The sequence below is a fragment of the Roseiconus nitratireducens genome, from assembly GCF_008629675.1.
GTDB classification, from domain to species: domain Bacteria; phylum Planctomycetota; class Planctomycetia; order Pirellulales; family Pirellulaceae; genus Stieleria; species Stieleria nitratireducens.
This window is the reverse complement of record NZ_VWOX01000025.1, coordinates 1-18,026: the sequence shown is the minus strand read 5'-3', so window position 1 is coordinate 18,026 and position 18,026 is coordinate 1. Positions and strand designations below refer to the sequence as shown.

The following is an 18,026-nucleotide window of genomic DNA, read 5'->3' as shown; positions in this document are numbered from 1 at the left end:
AACGACTAGCGATCAGGTCATGGATGATTCATGACTCAATCAGGATTGAATAAAGGGGAAGTAAGTGACAATATTGAAGGGCTGAATCGAGGTTTTCTAAAAGATTCAGCCGTTTGAAATGGATCGATCATAGATCGGTCATTCGTAGTGATTGAACAAGTTCGAATTAACGATTGCCAAACAATAATTATGTTGAGTCGCAAACGGTCCGAGGAGGGGACTGGTCGGAGGGTTCTTTAATTGGTTTTGTGCGTCGGGGGAGTTGCCTGTTTCAAAATCCCAGACGAAACCAGAAGTCACCGCAGAAGTGGCAACGTTCGTACCAAATGTCTGTCGCCGGTCAGCATCTTGCACGACGCCGCTGGTCGTACCGGTATCCAGGACAAGCTCAACTGTCCAGTGTCTCTGCAGCCGCGTTGTTGAAAATCCTTGCTGTCGTGCGGTATCAAGTGCCCCTCGATGAATACCGCGCCAGTCGTCAAGGCTATGGGGATGCGACGCGACGGTCGTTGCGCGTCATAAGCCAACAATAGAGAGGTAATGGTGACGTGCGATTTTATCAACCTTTATGAAAAGGATTGCAAGAAGAAGCGTCGGTGCAAAGTTTCCCGGGGAAACCTGGACTAGACAGCGTTTGCACTCGCGCGGACCAAGTCTACTTGTCTAGCAGACGCTGTTTCACTTCATGCAAGGCATCTAACATCATTTCGACAGTAGGGGAGTCATCCTCGAATTGCATGGTGATCAAAGCATGCGTCGTACGGAACTTCTCGGTTCGTCGTCTTGCCTTGTTCTTCGGGGGCAGGGGAGTCGACTTGCGCTGCGCACGCTGTTCGACAGATTCAGTGGTATGGTGTCCTTGCTGGATTTCGTGCAGCAATTCAAGCTGCTCAGAGACGGGTAAATCACGCATGGCATAGAGATGCCGGCGTGCGATACGTCCGCTTGCGTCTTGGCGAGCGACCTGCTGAACTTCAGGATCTAATTCAAGCAATCGCAAGATACGGCTGATTTCTCCTTTGCTTTTTCCCGTGATATTCGCCAGTTCTTGCTGGGAATACCCATTCGCATCGCGCAGGATTCCCAGGCTATCTGCGATCTCAAACGGAGAGAGGTCACTCCGCTGCCAGTTCTCGACAACCTGTTCCAGCAGCACTTTCTTCTGTTCGGGTGTGCGTATCCAAGCGGGAATCTCGGTCAGGCCAGCCTGTTTGGCAGCGCGATAGCGGCATTCCCCAGCCACGATGCGATACCGGTCTGCTCCCGGTACTTCTCGCACGGTAATCGGCTGCAGCACGCCGAGGGCGGCAATCGACTGTGCGAGCTCCTCGATGTGCGATGGCTCAACCTGTTTACGTGGTTGATCGGGGTCGGGCTCAATCCGTTCCAGCGAAATCATGAAGGCACCGCTCAGTCGTCGCTGATCGGGCTTGGACGTTGGCGCAATGGGTGAAAGCGAAGAGGGGAGTGCTGGTTTGGATGTAAAGGCATTTCCTGCCGCCATGGCGGCGGACTCACGCGAGTTTTTGCGCGCGGGCTTGGACTTCGGCGAGGAGTTCGTTGGCAATTTTGTTGGCACGGGAGGAAGGGGAATGATTGGAAAGCAAGTTTCGGTCGGTGACAGCCTTTTCGTATTCCGCTAGGTCAGGAATAACGGTCTCAAAAGCCAAATCTCCAAAATGTTTGCGTAGCTCGGCCAGATACGTCTGCTGGTACGAACGCCGCGTCTTGTATCGACTGACCAAATAGCCCATCAAACGCAACCGCGGGTTATAGTGCTGCTGCACAAGTTCGATCGCAGCGGCAATGTGCTGCGTTCCCAGGGCGCCCCACCGAGCCGCTTCGAGGGGAATGACAACATGCTGCGAAGCGCAAAGCGCGGCATAGCTCACAAGCGACAAGCTCGGCGGACAATCAAATAAAATGTAGTCGTAGCGATTGGACACTTGGTGAAGTGCCTCCGCTAACGACAGGTGCAGATCAGAATCATGCCAGTTGTCGCTAATATTGAGGGGTTCCAGACGCGATGAGCTCGGGAGCAAATCGACGCCTTCAAACTCCGTGGACACGATCAACGATTCGACATCTGGCTCCGTGCTCGGGTCAAACAGCTGTTCAACCGATCGGGTGACGTCATCTTCCGCTAAGAAACTCCCTGTCAGATTCGCTTGCGGATCTAGATCCACTATCAGAATCCGTAATCCTGCCGCATGACATGCCGACGCCATCAGCCAACAGAAGTGTGTCTTGCCAACGCCCCCTTTTCGATTCAGCGATGTAATTGCCGTTGTTGTATTCGCTGAATCCACCGAAGCCACGCTACCACGATGAAGGTGGCAGATGCAAATGACTCGTGTCAATTGTGACGGAGCAGCAATGTTCGGGATTTAGCACTCGCTGAATCAGAGGACCTTCGATGCGATTTGCTTCATCGGAACTGAATCGCCTATGTGAGTTCGAAGTACAACTCAGCTATCTTCCGCGATCAGGGTCGCCTCGATTGGGGGCACCACGGTCGGGCTCCCCACGATTCGGTACACCTCGGTTAGGTGCAGCAGAATGGCGAGTCGCGATCTCGTTTTGAAAGATCGCTACTTCATCGTTGATTAGTTTCGCGACGGCTGGAGCCCGCGATCCGACGAGCTGAACTACAGGCATAGAACGAGGTTGCTCAATCACGACCGTATCACCATCAACTCTAGCGGTGGTGTCGCACATAATCAGTATCGAAGGACAAGAAGGAATTTCGATCGTCTTGCAGGGTTCCACTTGACGTACTGGAATGCCCCCGTTTTTCGTCCAGGTGTTATGAGAGTATGGGTTGGGTAACAGGTTTGGTTTCGCTGTGCTGATGGAGCGGAGTTTGCGCAGCAAACGTAGCGGAATCAGCACAGCGACGCGCGTACTCATCAGGGGGTAGCCCGCCGAGCGAACTGTGCGGCCGATAGCCGTTGTAGTCCTCTCGCCAGGCCGCAGCGTGGGCACGGGCGTGTCGCACGCTGTCAAACTCCTCCGTGTTCAATAGCTCGTCTCGTAGACGGCTGTGAAAGCTCTCGGCGTATCCGTTTTGCCAAGGGCTGCCTGGTTCCACGTAGAGCGTCTTGACGTCCAACGACGTCAACCACTGCTGGATCGCCTTTGCAATGAACTCGGGGCCGTTGTCGCTCCGGATACACTCAGGAACTCCGTACATCACGAACAGCTCAGCCAAGCGATTGATCACATCTTCACTGGTCATACTTCGTCCGACATCCAAGGTGATGCATCGACGAGTGTATTCATCGACGATTGAAAGCCATTTCAAGGAGTGACCGTGTGTCGTTCGATCGAAGATAAAGTCCCAACTCCAAACGTGATTGATTCGCTCGGCTCGGAGTCGGTGGCAAGCATTCTTGGACTTGCCTTTCGCCCGCTTTTTCTTCGGTTTTTTACGCACTTTTAGCCCCTCGACTTTCCAGATTCGATGCACCCGTTTGAAGCTCACCCGAAAACCTTCCAGGCGAAGCAACCTAGTCATTTGGCGATAGCCGAACCGAGGACGTTGCCGCGCCAGTTCACGCAAACGCTTGCGAATCGCAGGTTCATCAGTCTTTGTACGACGGCAGTAGCGGATGCTGGTTCGGGAAAAACCAACTCCTTTACAAGCCCGACGCTCAGAGACCGAAAACTTCCGTCGTAGTCGCTTCACGGTCTCGCGTTTGTGTGTCGGGCTTAGTCGTTTCCCCGAAGAGCTTCCTTCAGCATCGCCTTGTCGAGCTCGGCTTCCGCCAACAGACGTTTCAATCGGGCGTTCTCTCCCTCAAGGTCTTTCAGTCTCTTGGCCTCTTCGCTCTTCATCCCTCCGTACTGGTTTCGCCAACGATTGAAAGTGGCCTCGCTGACTTCCAGCACCTTCAAGACTTCCTCCATGCTCTTACCGTTGTTGAGCATGACTTCAGCGTCTCGCAGTTTCTTGACGATCTGCTCGGGGCTATGTCGTCTACTTCGTTTCTTCATCCGAGAGTCTCCTTTGCCCGTCGTCGGGCTCTAGACTCTCATACCATCTGGATCAAGTTTTGGGGAGCACTCCAGTACTCCTAAAAGAAATCGGGCTTGAACTTTGATCCCCGCATCCCCATCCAAGTCTGTTTAGGACTGGCGTTTAAGGTCACGCGGGGAGTTGATAAAAGGAATGCTCGCAAAGCATGTCTCATGGCTGCTTAGTGGACAAGGCACTGAATCGCTCAAGTATTGTACTTTGATCCAAAAGGCGGCATCCGCCGTTCAGCCTCACGTTAGTTGTCGAACCAGAGAATACTTAAATCGCAGCAGTGAAGGAGATCGCCCCGCTGCAACCGCTTCAATGCCGCATTGAGGCCCGATCGGCAGCGGTGTGTCTGGACATTGCTTGCGGCTGTCGTCTCACGCAATCGAATCTACCGACCCAGATGGTGCAACATTTGGTCGTCATCTAAATTGACATTTGGAGTCTTAAACTGGATGTCGTCAATGGCGACTGTGTTTCTTTCGAATGGCAAATTGACATCTGTGTCACAAGGAGTGCGACTTTGGAACTTTGGACGATCCTGCGAGATGTCGTCGTGATGCTTGGGGCTTCGCTACTTGTTGGCGGTGTGTTTTCGCGTTTTGGCCAGAGTCCTATCGTTGGATACTTGCTGGCCGGGATGTTGCTTGGCGGACCTGGAAGCGTTCATGCCGTTAGTGGTCAACACGAAATTGAAGCCATTGCTGAATTGGGCGTCGCACTTCTGCTGTTCAGTTTAGGACTCGAGTTTTCGGTCAGCCGGCTGAAGAAACTTGGGGCGAAGCCGATTGTTGGTGGCGCAGCTCAGGTTGGACTAACGATCTTGTTAGGGTTTGGTGGTGCAACGTTATGTGGATTGCCCGTGCGTGAATCGATCGCGCTCGGTGCCATGATAGCGCTTAGCAGTACGGCGGTTGTCCTACGGATATTGATGGAACGTAGCGAAATCGAAATGCCACACGGGAATAATAGCCTCGGTGTGTTGTTGACGCAGGACATGGCCGTGGTTCCCCTCGCGTTACTTGTCACCATACTCGGCGGAGAAGGGGATTCAGGTGACATCGCTAAGAATGTGGCGAAACTCATGCTTATGGCAGGTGGACTCGTCATCGGCTTGCTCTTGCTAAATAAAATTGCTGTGTTAGCACTTGGGACGTTGACACTGCATCGCAATCGCGAACTGACTGTGATTTTTGCGGTGGTAACCGGACTCGGCGCAGCCTGGGCGTCTCACGCGGTCGGTATTTCACCTGCGCTCGGTGCCTTCGTAGCTGGGATGTTGTTGGGCAACTCCGCGTTTGCGACCCAAATTCGCGCGGACGTATCTCCGTTGCAAGTGATCTTGTTGACGCTCTTCTTTGGTGCCGCAGGCATGGTTGCAGACCCAGTTTGGATTATTAAGAACGTCCCTTTGGTTGCTGCGACAGTGGCGCTCATCACGATCGGAAAGTTTGTGATCATTTGGGTGATCTTTGCTGCCCTTGGACAAAGCACGCGTGTGGCCGTAGCAACAGGGCTTTGTCTGGCGCAAATTGGTGAGTTCGCTTTCGTGCTTGGAAGTATCGGTCGTGCCAGTGGCGTTCTATCGGAATCGACCTACGCCTTAGTTGTATCCGCCGCCATCGTGTCATTCTTTTTAAGTGCGATTCTGGTTCCGCTGGCTCCTCGCTTTGGTAACTGGGTAGCTGGGCGCATTGGTGACACGATTGTCCAGGAATCGACAGCACACCAAGGGGCTGAACCACCAGAAGTTGTGATCGTAGGCTTTGGTCCAGCCGGGCAAATCGCGGCTCGTGATTTAGTCGATCGATCCATTCGCGTGACGGTCTTAGAATTGAATCATGCTGGCGTGCAGAAGGCAAAACAGTTGGGGTTCCATGCTGAGGTCGGCGATGCGACACAGACCGAAGTGCTTGAGCACGCACGAGTGGCTGAAAGTCAAGTTGTCGTGATCACAATTCCGCACTACAAATCGGCCCTTGCCGTCCTCTCGCACATTCGTAGTCATGCTCCGCAAGTTCACACAATCGTTCGCGCTCGCTACGCGGTGTTTCAGGACGATTTCGTCATTGCGGGAGCCGACAAAATATCTGGTGACGAACAGCAAGTCGGCGAGAATCTCGCGGTTCACTTGAAGCAATGGCTGGCTTCTTGCGGGAAGTCCCAGCCATCCTCACGTGAAGATTGACTGGCATCCCCACCTGCTCGGACTTTCCAAGCAGAGTTGTTGATAACCTGACTTCCGATACAGCGAACCGAAGTCATTCAATCGATTGGACTTTGACGAAGAGCACGTTGTTTTCCTTGTGGATGTGTTGGTGCATATCGGCCTCCAGTCGAGCCAACGATTCCAACATCGCTCGATAAGTGTTGCACGCCCAGTCGGGTGGTGTGTAGCCATCCGTTGATTCCCTGAGGATTGCCAATGCCTCACCGGCAATATCATGCTCGTGCTCCATTTGTCGAATCGGGTTGGCAACGGTTCCACTGTGGAGTTGCGGGCGATCGGCCGAGGCTTCCAATTGACGCACAATCGGAAACAACACTCGTTCTTCTTTCATCATGTGCGGCTCAAGCTCAGCCTTCAGCGCCACGAAAGCATCTCGCATTCGATGAAGGTTTTCGTTTTTGTCGCCGTGCACTCGCGAAACCTTCTCGGTCATGAACTCCAATCGCGGTAGTTCTTCACGGAGGTAGGCATGATGTGTGGCTTCGATGTGATCGGCCAGTTCCGTTAGTGACATCGAGTCGACATCGATGAGGTTCTGGGCCTCATCGGAGGACTCGCAGACGTCAAGTTGCCGCATCACCTCGGCGATATCGATGCCACGTTTTTCGCATGCTTGGACAAGTGGCCGTTTTCCTCCGCAGCAATAATCGATTCCAAAGTTTTCAAATACGCGAGCCAGCTTGGGACTGCGCCGAACAAATTCGCCGACGGTGTCGGCAGGTGTGAGAGTTGTCATAGTTTAACTTTTCTTGTTTAGATTTGATGTTAAGGTGAAAGGTTTTGATCTCAATTAGGTCTCCACGAGCTCGCGCTCGCCAGATACACCTTGCGAACTTGATACCATGTGACCGTCATCATCGCTCAGTGGTGGACCGAACCCGTCGTCTTGCTTTGAGAAAGAATGGCCGGTCCAAAGTCCGCCGATAAACCACACCAATGCCACTGCTCCGAAGAAGAAAATGGTGTCACCAGGAACTCGCATCCATCGTAGAGTCTGCATCAAATCGGTTTGCATAAACTCACTGCTGCGAGCAAACCAATAGCCGTGCTCGACCGAAGCTTTGGTTTGTAGCAAACCCACCGGCAGCAGACTCAACAAACACATTGCCATCAGCCCCACGTTCATGCCCCAGAATCCAAGTCGCAACATGCCGTCCTTCCACGGTCGGCCAGGCAGCAAGACCCGCAAACACATTAACATCAATCCGATACCGAGCATTCCATATACACCGAACAGCGCGGCGTGTCCGTGCAGCGGTGTCGTGTTGAGTCCTTGCATGTAATACAATGCAATCGGTGGGTTGATCATGAAGCCGAAGAGCCCTGCGCCGATCATGTTCCAAAACGCGACAGACACGAAGAAATAGATTGGCCACTTGTAGCGTTGTACCCAAGGTGAGGCCTTGCTTCGGCGCAGGTCTTCCATTGCATCAAAGCTGACCAAAGTCAGTGGCACAACTTCCAATGCACTGAAAACAGATCCCCAAGCAAGCGCAACCGTCGGTGTGCCAGCGAAATACAAGTGGTGACAAGTGCCAATGATGCCGCCAGCCAAAAAGATCGTCGCCGAGAGCAGTGCGGCTGCTGCGGCGAGTCCTGGTCGAATCAAGTTCAACCGCATGAAGACGAACGCGATGACCGTTGTGGCGAAGACTTCGAAGAACCCTTCAACCCACAAGTGAACGACCCACCAACGCCAGTACTCGACCATCGTTAGATGGCTGTGTTGACCCCAAGTTAATCCAGCACCGTAGAAAAGCGCGATCGCTCCTGTTGCAACGGCCAAGAGAGTCACCAAGTGACGTTGCGAGTTGGCTTGGGAAGCACTTGATTCTGCCTTATGACGCAGTGCTGGCCAGAGCACTCGCAGCATTAACACTAGCCACAGCAATAGGCCTGCCATTAAGGCCAGTTGCCAAATTCGCCCCAATTCGACGTACTCGTAACCTTGATGCCCCAGGTAGAACGAGACTGTGTCCGACATATAATTCTTGACGCTCAGCCACTCACCGCTTAGCGAGCCGACGACGACTAGCAACAACGCTCCAAACAGCACGTTGACTCCGAGTCGCTGGTATTTTGGTTCGTGATTGCTAACCAATGGGCCAATGAACAATCCAGCGGCGAGCCAAGCCGTCGCGATCCAGAACAAGCCAACCTGCACATGCCAAGTCCGAGTCACACTGTACGGTAGGTACTCGCCTAACGGTATGCCATAGAAGCCTTCGCCTTCAACTCCGTAATGAGCGGTTACGACGCCAAGTGCCATTTGCACAAATATCAGGGCCGCGACGACCCAGAAATATTTGACAGTCGCTTTTTGCGAAGGCGTTGCCTCCCATCGAGCCAGCGGATCGTGAGTTGGGATGTCATCGGACTTCTCTTCTTCATCGCGCCGCGCGGCATACCACCAAGCCATCGCGGCAATTCCTGCCAGCAGCATGATCACACTGACACCGGTCCATACGATATTGTCGCCGGTCGGACGGTTACCAACCAATGGTTCGAAGGGCCAGTTGTTGGTGTAGCTGACAATGTCATCGGGACGTGTCGCGGTGGCGGCCCAGCTTGTCCAAAAAACAAACTTGGAAAACAGCCTCGCTCGCTCTTCGCTAGTTATCGAATTGGCGGGGATAGCGTAGTCCGCGTTTCCATCCATGAATACGCTTTGGTAGTGCGCCAGGTTGGCTTCAAATGCTTCCGCGCGAATCGGTTCAATGGTCACCGTGTTCGTCGCCGGATCGAAAGTGTTGGCGTGCATCAATTTGGACAAACGCCCTACGAGCTGTCCTTGATGTTCTTCGTCAAGCTCTGCGAACGGCTTGGAGAACTCGGCTCCCGACCACTTGTCCAAAATAAAGGTCGCCTCACGATGCAGATAGTCTGCCGTCCAGTCCGGCGCGACGTAGCTGCCGTGTCCCCAGATCGAACCGACTTGCATTCCGCCCATTGATTGCCACACATTCTGACCTTTGCCGATCTCACCGTCATCAATCAGCGTGATACCATCAGAGGTGACGACTTTGGCAGGAATTGGCGGCATCTGCTGAAAGATACGCGTCCCAATCCAACCGAGAACTAGGAAGGAGAGAACCATCACGGTCGCAAATGCGAACCAAAGCTTTTTCATTATGTTTACCTTGTTAGAAGTGATTGCAGATGACGAGTAGGATGCCCGTGAGCAATGTCGTCGAGACCAAGGTCCAGCCGACGCGCCGAAGGTGTTTAGCTGATGGAGGTTGCCACAGTAGCAGCCAACTGGCAACAATCATCGGCACTGTCGCCAAAGGCAACCAAGCTCCCGCGAACGCCAGCACGATCATGGACACGGTCGTTATCCCGATGCCAAGCCAATGCACGCTTCGAGATTGCCGCTTCTGCGCCGCAATGACTCCGCGTACCGCCAACGTGGTTGAAAGAAAGCCCAATATCCAAGCGATCCAAATCAACAGTGTTCGTTGCCATGAAACCCCACCGGCTAACAAGATTGGTAGACAGGGGACTGAGAGACTGACAACACCCAGCAATTGGCCGCCGAGCGTTCGATGGAATCGAGCGATTGATAGTGCAAAGCTGACGATCGCCAGCAGTAGGCAGCCGGCCAGCGATACTTGAACCGCTGCCGAGCCAAACCACATCGCCGTCGTACCCGCACCAACACACAGCAAGATTAAACTGGTCGCCCGATACCGAGCCCAGGTAGCAGCACGTTGAGCACGTTGGCCGCGGTGCCCCAGTGCAATCAACAGAGGCTCATGCGCAAAGAAGCCTGCCAGCGAAGCCACGACGACTGCGAGGCTGACAATTCCCATCCCGCTCATCGCCAACGCAGCAACCATCGGCAGTGTTACAATCGCGTAAGCACCATGTTCCTTCGGCTTCATGCTCACTGCACGCTGCGGCGTTCCAGTTTCGCTTTGCAATTGCCTTGCTTGCAGGACGGTTCCAATTGTTGTTGTGCTAGGCATTTCGATGGTTTCGGGAGTGGGTTCATGCAACCTTGGCGGCCTCCGCTGGACAGACGGAAACCGCCGCAGTAATACTGCACCCAAATGTATACATTTCAACTTACACGTCAAGGTGTATATTTAAGGCGTCGCAGCAGCGGGTGTTTGCTAACGCATGTTCCACAGCGTGGAGATACAAACGAAAATGCTCTCGAAAACAGCGGAATATGCACTTCGAGCGGTTATGTTCTTGGCCGAACAAGATAAGGCGTGCGACAAAAGGTCATCGTCGGCTGATGAAATTGCTCGAGGAACGCAAGTGCCGCGCCGCTATCTGAACCGAGTGTTGCAGGGCCTCGTGTCTGCGCAGTTAGCCGAGTCTCGTTGCGGGCCGCGCGGTGGTTATGAGCTTGGTATGCCAGCCAATGAGATCACCATCCTTGACGTGGTGAATGCCGTGACACCATTGCAGCGCATAACGTCCTGTCCGTTGGGTCTGAAATCGCACACGTCGCTTTGCCGCTGCACGCAGAGCTCGATCGCACATACGCCGCGATGGAAGTCTCCCTCGCGGGAGTAACGATCCAGCAATTGCTCGACTCGACCAGCCCGATCATTCCCTTAGTCGAGTCATCGTGAATTGCCACAACGTCAACTCCAAGGCTCGGAATTCCGATCCACGTCAAATTCGCTTACGATCCGGCATAGTTGCTTTCAATTGTTCCTTCGAACGCTCCCTAACTCCGGGACATTCATTAAATGCAACAACCGATTATTGGCTACCACATCGACGATCATGGCCACTGGGTAGCCCAGCTTGTGTGTGGCCACAACCAGCACGTTCGACACGACCCACCTTGGGTGAATCGCGAATGGGTCGTCTCCAAGTGTGGTCGAGATTCGATGCTTGGTTACGAGTTAGATTGCAAGAAATGCGATGAAAACTCACCGATCGACCATCGGCCCTGAGGCTATACCGTGCGTGGCCTGAATTGATGCTGCCACATCTTAATGAAGCGAATCACATCATTTTCGACCACCCGACGTATAAAGAGCAGCAAACCCCGTGTTGGCCTGAGCCATTCCAGAAGCCTCACGTTTACGAAAATAAACCTAGCCAGCAGCTTTCTGCATTCGAATCAACGGGACGATTGCCATTCCGTTTCGCTCGACAATTGCGAGAACTGCCGGGTTAACAGCAGCATGACCAGAGGATTTCCAGCGGTCGAACTCCATTTCGATTTCTGGATCACAGGCATCAACAAACGCGTGAATTCTCTTCTCGACTTCCTGCGGGCACATTCCAGATCGGACTATGGCCTCAAAGTGTAAGATTCTTCCATCGGACGCAGTTGCGTACGTGTCGTAGACGTCGATTTTCATTTAACGCTCTCGATTTGTTGCTTTCACAAGCTGGGTCAAATCTTCATGGATACCGCCAATTGATGCACGGCGGGTACATGTTTCTTGTCGGCAACGATGATCTAATTCATGAGCTGAGTTTCCTGAAACGGCGAAGTTGAAAACACCTGGGGAAAGCACCCAAGGTTGGGCACTTTAACCTTTGCGGAAAGATTGCAAATTATTGGCCTGGCGACCGACACTCAATATGCCAGGTTCGCCGCAAGCCATCGCTCAATTTCGTCAATCGGCTTTCCTTTTCGCATCGCATAGTTTTCGATTTGATCGCGGGTCATCCTTTCAACTGTGAAATAACGTGCCTCTGGATGGCCGAAGTACAGCCCACTGACACTCGCGCCGGGAATCATTGCGTAGCTGCTGGTGAGTTCAATGCCGGTGTTTTCCTCTGCATCGAGCAGATCGAATAGCGTTCGCTTTTCAGTGTGGTCAGGGCAGGCGGGGTAGCCGGCGGCCGGGCGAATTCCTCGGTACTTTTCCGCGATCAAATCTTCCTTGGATAATCCTTCCTGCCCGCCAAAGCCCCAATCGCAACGTGCCCGCTGATGCAGCATCTCGGCGAGCGCTTCGGCGAGGCGATCGGCGATGGCTTGCACCATGATCGCTTTGTAATCATCAAGTTGATCCTTGTGCTGCATGGCGAATTCGTTGACACCGATACCCGCCGTGACCGCAAAGCCGCCGATATAATCTTCGCGTCCGCTTTCGATCGGGGCGATGTAATCGGCCAACGAGCGGTAGTCCTTTTGCCCTTTTCGTTCCCATTGCTGTCGCAGGAAATGCAATCGTGTGAGTTCGGTGGTCCGTGCCTTGTCTGTGAAAAGAATCACGTCGTCACGGTCGCTCGCGGCAGGCCAGAAACCGTAGACGGCGTTGGCCGACAGGGAACGGTTCATGATTATTTCATCCAGCATCGCGTTTGCGTCGTCGTAGAGCTCCTTCGCATGCGTGCCAACGACTTTGTCGCTAAGTATCTTCGGGTATTTTCCCTTGAGTTCCCAGGTGCTAAAGAACGGCGACCAGTCGATGTAGGGGCGGATTTCGTCGAGCGGGATGTCCTTCAACACTCGCGTCCCCGTGAAGCACGGCTGGTCGATTGGCACCGTCGTCCAATCGGTCGTAAACCGCTTCTGCAGTGCCTCGGAATATGGCACTAACTTCTGTGTGCGACTTCGGAAACTCTCGGCGAGTCGCGTTTGCGTTTCGGTGTTGGAAGCGATGAATTCGTCGCGCTCGTCACTGAGCAGTCGTTCGACCACGTTCACGCTGCGACTGGCGTCCAGCACATGCACGACCGGCCCTTTGTAGCCGGGCGCAATCTTGACGGCGGTGTGCTTGGCACTTGTGGTTGCCCCGCCAATCAGCAGCGGCATGGTCATTCCAGTGCGTTGCATTTCTCGAGCGACGTGCGCCATTTCATCGAGTGACGGTGTGATCAGGCCGCTCAGCCCAATCATATCGACGCCCTGTTTGGCCGCTTCCTCAAGGATGGTTTCTGAAGACACCATCACGCCCAGGTCAATCACTTCGTAGTTGTTGCACTGCAAAACCACGCCGACAATATTCTTGCCGATGTCATGCACGTCCCCTTTGACCGTCGCAATCAGGAACTTGCCGCGTGCAGATTCGCGGAGCGTTCCAGCGACTCGCTTTTCTTCCTCCATGAATGGTTCCAAGTAGGCGACCGCCTTCTTCATAACCCGCGCTGACTTGACCACCTGGGGCAGGAACATCTTCCCGGCCCCGAACAGATCGCCGACTACTTTCATGCCATCCATCAAAGGCCCTTCGATGACTTGGATGCAACGATCAAAATGCTGGCGTGCCTCCTCGGTGTCCTCGACGATGAATTTATCGACTCCTTTGACCAACGCATGTTTTATTCGCTCGGCAACCGGCGTGCTCCGCCACGCCAAGTCTTCTTTCGACTTCCTTTTGCCGTCACCTTTGACGGTTTCGGCAAACTCCAGCATCCGTTCGGTGGCGTCGGGACGGCGATTAAGCAGGACGTCTTCGACTCGCTCAAGCAATTCCTTAGGAATCTCCTCATAGACTTCCAACTGACCGGCATTGACGATCCCCATGTCGAGTCCAGCAGCCACCGCGTGGAACAAGAACGCGCTGTGAAATGCCTCGCGGACCGGATCGTTGCCGCGAAAGCTAAAGCTAATATTGCTGACGCCGCCGCTGGTTCTTGCACCGGGACATTCGGCCTTGATCCGTCGAACCGCGTTGATGAAATCAACGGCGTAGTTGTTGTGCTCCTCCATCCCAGTGGCGACGGTTAGAATGTTCGGGTCGAAGATGATGTCTTCGGTGGGGAAATTCAATTTGCTGGTCAACAAATCGTAGGCACGTTTGCAGATTCGCAGCTTGCTGTTTTCATCCGCTGCCTGGCCTTCTTCGTCGAACGCCATCACCACGGCGGCCGCACCGTACTGACGCACCAGCTTGGCTCGCCGTAAAAACTCCGCCTCGCCATCCTTGAGCGAAATCGAGTTGACAATCGCTTTGCCTTGCACGTTGCGGAGCCCAGCTTCCAGCACTTCCCATTTACTGCTGTCGATCATCACTGGAACCGACGCTGCAACATGGTCGCCGGCGATGAGCCGCAAGAAACGTGTCATTGCTTCGACACCGTCCAACATTCCTTCGTCGAAGTTGACGTCGATGATTGTCGCACCGTTCTCGACTTGTTCGCGGGCAATTTCAACGGCTTCGTCGTATTTTTCGTCGCGGATCAGGCGTGCGAACTTCTTGCTGCCCATCACATTGGTTCGCTCGCCCACCATCGTGAAAGGCACTTCGGGTCGCATCACCATCGGCATTTGGCCCGATAGTCGTGTGTACACGCGACCGGGCGTGTGTTGCTTCGGCTTGCATCCTTTCACCCGATCGGCCATCGCGCGGATGTGATCAGGTGTCGTGCCACAGCAACCGCCCAGGACGTTCACCCAGCCGTTGTCGGCGTACTCGCCCACTTTGTCGGCCATCGCCTTGGGGCTGAGATCGAACTCGCCCATCTCATTGGGTAAGCCAGCGTTGGGATGACAGGAGATCGGTATCTCAGCGACTTTGGCCAATTCTTCGATGTGTGTTCGCATCACGTCAGGGCCCAGGGCACAGTTCATCCCTACCGAGAGCAATGGGAAATGACTGATCGCGATCCAGAATGCCTCCACACTCTGAGCGCTGACAAAAGTTCGCCCGCCGTCACCAAATGTGCCGCTGGCCATCACGGGAACACGTCGACCGCCAGAGTCGAAAAAGTCGGAGATCGCAAACAAGCATGCCTTCAAGTTCAGCGTGTCGATGGCGGTTTCCGGCAGCAAGATATCGACGCCGGCGTCCACTAATGATTCAACTTGGGCACGATAGCTATCGACCAATTCCTCATACGTCGATCCGCGGAAGGCCGGATCGTCTTCGGTGCTAATTGCGAGTTGCTTGGTCGTCGGTCCGATAGAGCCGGCAACAAAACGCGGCCTATCAGGCGTTCGCTCCGTCCACTCGTCGGCAGCCTTGCGGGCACAAGCAACCGCAGCGATATTGATCTCGTCAACAAGTTCAAGAGGCAGGTCGAATTCCACCATTCCAACCGGCGAAGCGCCGAATGAATTGGTTTCGACAATATCACTGCCGGCCTCGAAGTACGCACGATGAATATCGGTGATCTTTTCCGGGTGCGTCAGACAAAGGATGTCGGAAAAGTTCTTGAGGTCTTTGTGGTGATTAGCAAACCTCTCACCGCGCACAGCAGCTTCATTAAGCCCCAGCCGCTGGATCATCGTTCCCATCGCGCCGTCAAGCAACAGGATTCGTTCGCGGATCAGGTCATTGAGGATGGAGGGAGATCTGGGACTAGTCATTCGACCGAGCTTCTGAAGTCAAATTGATGAATTGGCAGTCGTCGCGCGCAGTGGACAAGTTTATGACTCCAACGCCGCAGCTTAGCTGGAAAGGAATCGTGACCTTGTCCACTACATTTTGGTTGCACTCTTGACGTCAGTGCGTACGCCGCTTAAAACATGCACATAGCATACAGCTTTAGGCGTTTTGCGATACCCCGTCCCCAGGGAAGTCAATGATGGCGGAAGAAGAACCCAAGAAATCCAAAGTTGAGCTGATCAAGGAAGCAAGTGTCGGACTGCGCGGAACCATTGCGGCGGAACTCTCCGACAAGACGACCGATTGCGTTGAAGACGCCACCACAAAGTTGCTGAAGTTTCATGGGACATACCAACAGGACGACCGCGATCTGCGGAAATCCCGTCGCAAGGAAGGACTAGGGAAAGCCTATTCGTTCATGGTTCGCAACCGGATTCCGGGCGGAAAAATGACGGCTGCACAGTTCCTCGGAGAACTTGATATCGCCGATGAACTAGGCAACGGAACGATTCGAATCACGACTCGGCAAAGCATCCAATTGCACGGCGTCGTAAAGAACAATCTGTGGGATGCGATCCACCGTATCAACGAAATCAAGCTTTCCACTCAATCTGCCTGCGGCGATGTAACCAGAAACGTGTGCTGTTGTCCCGCGCCGCTCCGTCAAAACGGGCTGCGTGATCAGTTGCAACAGCTGGCCGACGAGATTGCGGTTCACGTCCGCCCCAAGACGGGGGCGTACCATGAAATATGGATCAGAGACCCGGACACGGGCGAGAGAGAGCAAATCGTCGGTCCGCCAAACGAAGCGGAACATGATCCGATCTACGGCAAGGCATACTTGCCACGCAAATTCAAAATTGCCTTATCGCTGTGCGAAGACAACTGTATCGACATCTACGACAACGACGTTGGATTGCTTGGCGTGACCGAAGGCGACAAGCTGGTCGGTTTCAATGTATTGGCTGGCGGCGGGATGGGCACAACGCCGAGCAAGAATAACTGCTTTCCGGCGTTAGCAAAACGATTGACGTTCGTAGAAGCTGAGCATCTATTGCCGATCATTACGGCGATCATCTTGGTGCAGCGTGACTTTGGCAATCGAGCTGATCGAAGTCAGGCCCGGCTAAAATACACGATCCACAACATGGGCTTGCCAGCCTTCAAGCAGAAAGTCGAAGAATACTTGAGTGAAGCGGAGTCGATCTGCGGCGTTCCCGATGGCACGCTACCGCGACCACTTCCCCAGCCGCACCCCGATGACGTGACCGGTCACGACGACCATATGGGCTGGCACGAGCAGGGAGACGGCAAATGGTTCTTGGGTTTGCCGATCGAAAACGGGCGAGTGAAGGACGAAGGCGATTTGCGGCTCAAGACTGCCTTTCGCGTGCTGTTCAGCAATCACGTGACGAATTGTCGGTTGACGGCTCAGCAGAACATCTTGTTATGCGACATTGAGCCGAGCCAGCGTGATGCGATCCAACAAGTACTGTCGGATCACGGCGTGGTAACGGTAGAGCAAATCAGCAACGCGCGTCGATTCTCGTTCGCCTGCCCGGCGTTGCCGACTTGCGGTTTGGCGGTAACCGAGAGCGAACGAGCGTTACCCGGCGTGATCGATGATATCGAAGTAGAGCTGAACGACCTCGGATTGGCTGACGAACAGTTCTCGATTCGGATGACTGGCTGCCCCAATGGATGCGCCCGGCCATACAACTCGGACGTTGGCTTGGTTGGACGCAGCATGGACGGCAAAACGGGCGAAGGACGCTACACGATCTTCTTAGGCGGAAATCTGCGTGGAAATCGAATGGCGGAGATCTACAAAGACCAGGTGCCTCGCAGCGAGATCGCCTCAGTTCTGCGGCCGGTTTTCCAGAAGTTCAAAGAACAACGAAACGCAGGTGAAAGCTTTGGCGAGTACTGCGAGCGAATCGGTGTCGGAGAACTCACTAATACGTGTGAGGCAACCACTTAGCAAAATAGCTGTAGCGGAGCTCGCCGAGAGTTTCCGTGCCGACGAGTCAAGATCATGAACATCATCCAACAATATGCTCGAACCTTATACGGCATCGAAACACGCATCGACGGCGATCCGGCCAGCCAAATCGGTGCGATGTGGGAACGTTTTCTCAGCGAAAACCTTGCCGAAGATTGCCCATCACGTCTGGATGACAATCTGATCGCCTTATACTGCGACTACGAAGGCGATCACACGCAGCCTTATACGTTTTTCCTCGGTTGCGAGGTCCTTGATGTTTGCTCGGCCGAAGAAGGATTCTCGATTCGATACACCCCTGCGGGCAAGTATGCAGAGTTTCATGCATTTGGCCAAATGCCCGATGCTGCGATCGAGAGGTGGCAGCAGATCTCGAAAATGAATTTGTCTCGCTGCCACATCGCAGACTTCGAAATTCACGATCCGAAGTCGCCAAATGAAGTAGCGATCTATGTTGGCGTAACTTAGTTGGATGTCACCGCAAGACTGTGTCTTTTGTTTAACCAAAGCTCGGAG

At 53.8% G+C, this 18,026-nt stretch carries 12 protein-coding genes and 1 pseudogene; 5 read left to right on the top strand and 8 right to left on the bottom strand.

Going from position 1 to position 18,026, the window contains the following annotated elements:
* Positions 1-655: 655 nt before the first annotated feature.
* The 3 genes and pseudogenes from FYK55_RS26305 to FYK55_RS30180 all read right to left on the bottom strand — a co-directional run.
* Positions 656-1,504 carry a ParB/RepB/Spo0J family partition protein gene (locus FYK55_RS26305; RefSeq protein WP_150079622.1) on the bottom strand — a complete coding sequence of 283 codons (849 nt, stop codon included), beginning with the start codon at positions 1,502-1,504 and terminating at the stop codon, positions 656-658.
* Positions 1,505-1,514: 10 nt separating this feature from the next.
* The gene (locus FYK55_RS26300; protein ID WP_161604764.1) at positions 1,515-2,309 is read right to left on the bottom strand and encodes a ParA family protein; all 795 of its coding nucleotides are present in this window, start codon (positions 2,307-2,309) and stop codon (positions 1,515-1,517) included.
* A gap of 602 nt (positions 2,310-2,911) precedes the next feature.
* A pseudogene (locus FYK55_RS30180) lies at positions 2,912-3,996 on the bottom strand (IS3 family transposase); the annotation flags it as partial.
* Between the two features lie 551 nt (positions 3,997-4,547).
* Here FYK55_RS30180 and FYK55_RS26290 point away from each other — a divergent pair.
* Complete coding sequence (locus FYK55_RS26290) at positions 4,548-6,212, top strand: cation:proton antiporter (RefSeq protein WP_150079620.1); 1,665 nt, start codon at positions 4,548-4,550, stop codon at positions 6,210-6,212.
* Positions 6,213-6,285: 73 nt separating this feature from the next.
* Here FYK55_RS26290 and ric read toward each other — a convergent pair whose 3' ends face one another.
* The 3 genes from ric to FYK55_RS26275 are packed head-to-tail and all read right to left on the bottom strand — an operon-like array spanning position 6,286 to position 10,222.
* The gene (gene ric / locus FYK55_RS26285) at positions 6,286-6,990 is read right to left on the bottom strand and encodes an iron-sulfur cluster repair di-iron protein (protein ID WP_150079619.1); all 705 of its coding nucleotides are present in this window, start codon (positions 6,988-6,990) and stop codon (positions 6,286-6,288) included.
* Positions 6,991-7,044: 54 nt separating this feature from the next.
* Positions 7,045-9,384: a nitric-oxide reductase large subunit gene (locus FYK55_RS26280; protein WP_150079618.1), complete on the bottom strand. Its 2,340-nt coding sequence runs from the start codon at positions 9,382-9,384 to the stop codon at positions 7,045-7,047.
* A 13-nt stretch (positions 9,385-9,397) separates the two neighbouring features.
* Positions 9,398-10,222 (bottom strand): YwiC-like family protein, encoded by an 825-nt coding sequence (locus FYK55_RS26275; RefSeq protein ID WP_235908995.1) that lies wholly within the window; start codon positions 10,220-10,222, stop codon positions 9,398-9,400.
* Positions 10,223-10,376: 154 nt separating this feature from the next.
* On the opposite strand from FYK55_RS26275, the gene FYK55_RS26270 reads away from it, so the two are divergent.
* Together FYK55_RS26270 and FYK55_RS26265 are read left to right on the top strand one after the other, a co-directional pair.
* Positions 10,377-10,781 carry an Rrf2 family transcriptional regulator gene (locus FYK55_RS26270; RefSeq protein ID WP_315854089.1) on the top strand — a complete coding sequence of 135 codons (405 nt, stop codon included), beginning with the start codon at positions 10,377-10,379 and terminating at the stop codon, positions 10,779-10,781.
* Between the two features lie 179 nt (positions 10,782-10,960).
* The gene (locus tag FYK55_RS26265; RefSeq protein ID WP_150079617.1) at positions 10,961-11,170 is read left to right on the top strand and encodes a DUF3565 domain-containing protein; all 210 of its coding nucleotides are present in this window, start codon (positions 10,961-10,963) and stop codon (positions 11,168-11,170) included.
* A gap of 144 nt (positions 11,171-11,314) precedes the next feature.
* Here the strand turns inward: FYK55_RS26265 and FYK55_RS26260 are convergent, their stop codons facing one another.
* Together FYK55_RS26260 and metH are read right to left on the bottom strand one after the other, a co-directional pair.
* Positions 11,315-11,584, bottom strand: coding sequence for a DUF2024 family protein (locus FYK55_RS26260; RefSeq protein WP_150079616.1), 270 nt, complete (start codon positions 11,582-11,584; stop codon positions 11,315-11,317).
* 221 nt (positions 11,585-11,805) lie between these two features.
* Positions 11,806-15,489, bottom strand: a complete 3,684-nt coding sequence (gene metH, locus FYK55_RS26255; RefSeq protein ID WP_150079615.1) for a methionine synthase — start codon at positions 15,487-15,489, stop codon at positions 11,806-11,808.
* Positions 15,490-15,707: 218 nt separating this feature from the next.
* On the opposite strand from metH, the gene FYK55_RS26250 reads away from it, so the two are divergent.
* Positions 15,708-17,489, top strand: a complete 1,782-nt coding sequence (locus FYK55_RS26250) for an NADPH-dependent assimilatory sulfite reductase hemoprotein subunit (RefSeq protein ID WP_150079614.1) — start codon at positions 15,708-15,710, stop codon at positions 17,487-17,489.
* A gap of 54 nt (positions 17,490-17,543) precedes the next feature.
* Complete coding sequence (locus tag FYK55_RS26245) at positions 17,544-17,978, top strand: GyrI-like domain-containing protein (protein WP_150079613.1); 435 nt, start codon at positions 17,544-17,546, stop codon at positions 17,976-17,978.
* Positions 17,979-18,026 lie beyond the last annotated feature (48 nt).

Coding starts and splice junctions, on each gene's coding strand:
- FYK55_RS26275 (WP_235908995.1), bottom strand. CDS start 10,222: ATGCCTAGCACAACAACAATTGGAACCGTCCTGCAAGCAAGGCAATTG.
- ric (WP_150079619.1), bottom strand. CDS start 6,990: ATGACAACTCTCACACCTGCCGACACCGTCGGCGAATTTGTTCGGCGC.
- FYK55_RS26270 (WP_315854089.1), top strand. CDS start 10,377: ATGTTCCACAGCGTGGAGATACAAACGAAAATGCTCTCGAAAACAGCG.
- FYK55_RS26305 (WP_150079622.1), bottom strand. CDS start 1,504: ATGGCGGCAGGAAATGCCTTTACATCCAAACCAGCACTCCCCTCTTCG.
- FYK55_RS26245 (WP_150079613.1), top strand. CDS start 17,544: ATGAACATCATCCAACAATATGCTCGAACCTTATACGGCATCGAAACA.
- FYK55_RS26280 (WP_150079618.1), bottom strand. CDS start 9,384: ATGAAAAAGCTTTGGTTCGCATTTGCGACCGTGATGGTTCTCTCCTTC.
- metH (WP_150079615.1), bottom strand. CDS start 15,489: ATGACTAGTCCCAGATCTCCCTCCATCCTCAATGACCTGATCCGCGAA.
- FYK55_RS26260 (WP_150079616.1), bottom strand. CDS start 11,584: ATGAAAATCGACGTCTACGACACGTACGCAACTGCGTCCGATGGAAGA.
- FYK55_RS26250 (WP_150079614.1), top strand. CDS start 15,708: ATGGCGGAAGAAGAACCCAAGAAATCCAAAGTTGAGCTGATCAAGGAA.
- FYK55_RS26265 (WP_150079617.1), top strand. CDS start 10,961: ATGCAACAACCGATTATTGGCTACCACATCGACGATCATGGCCACTGG.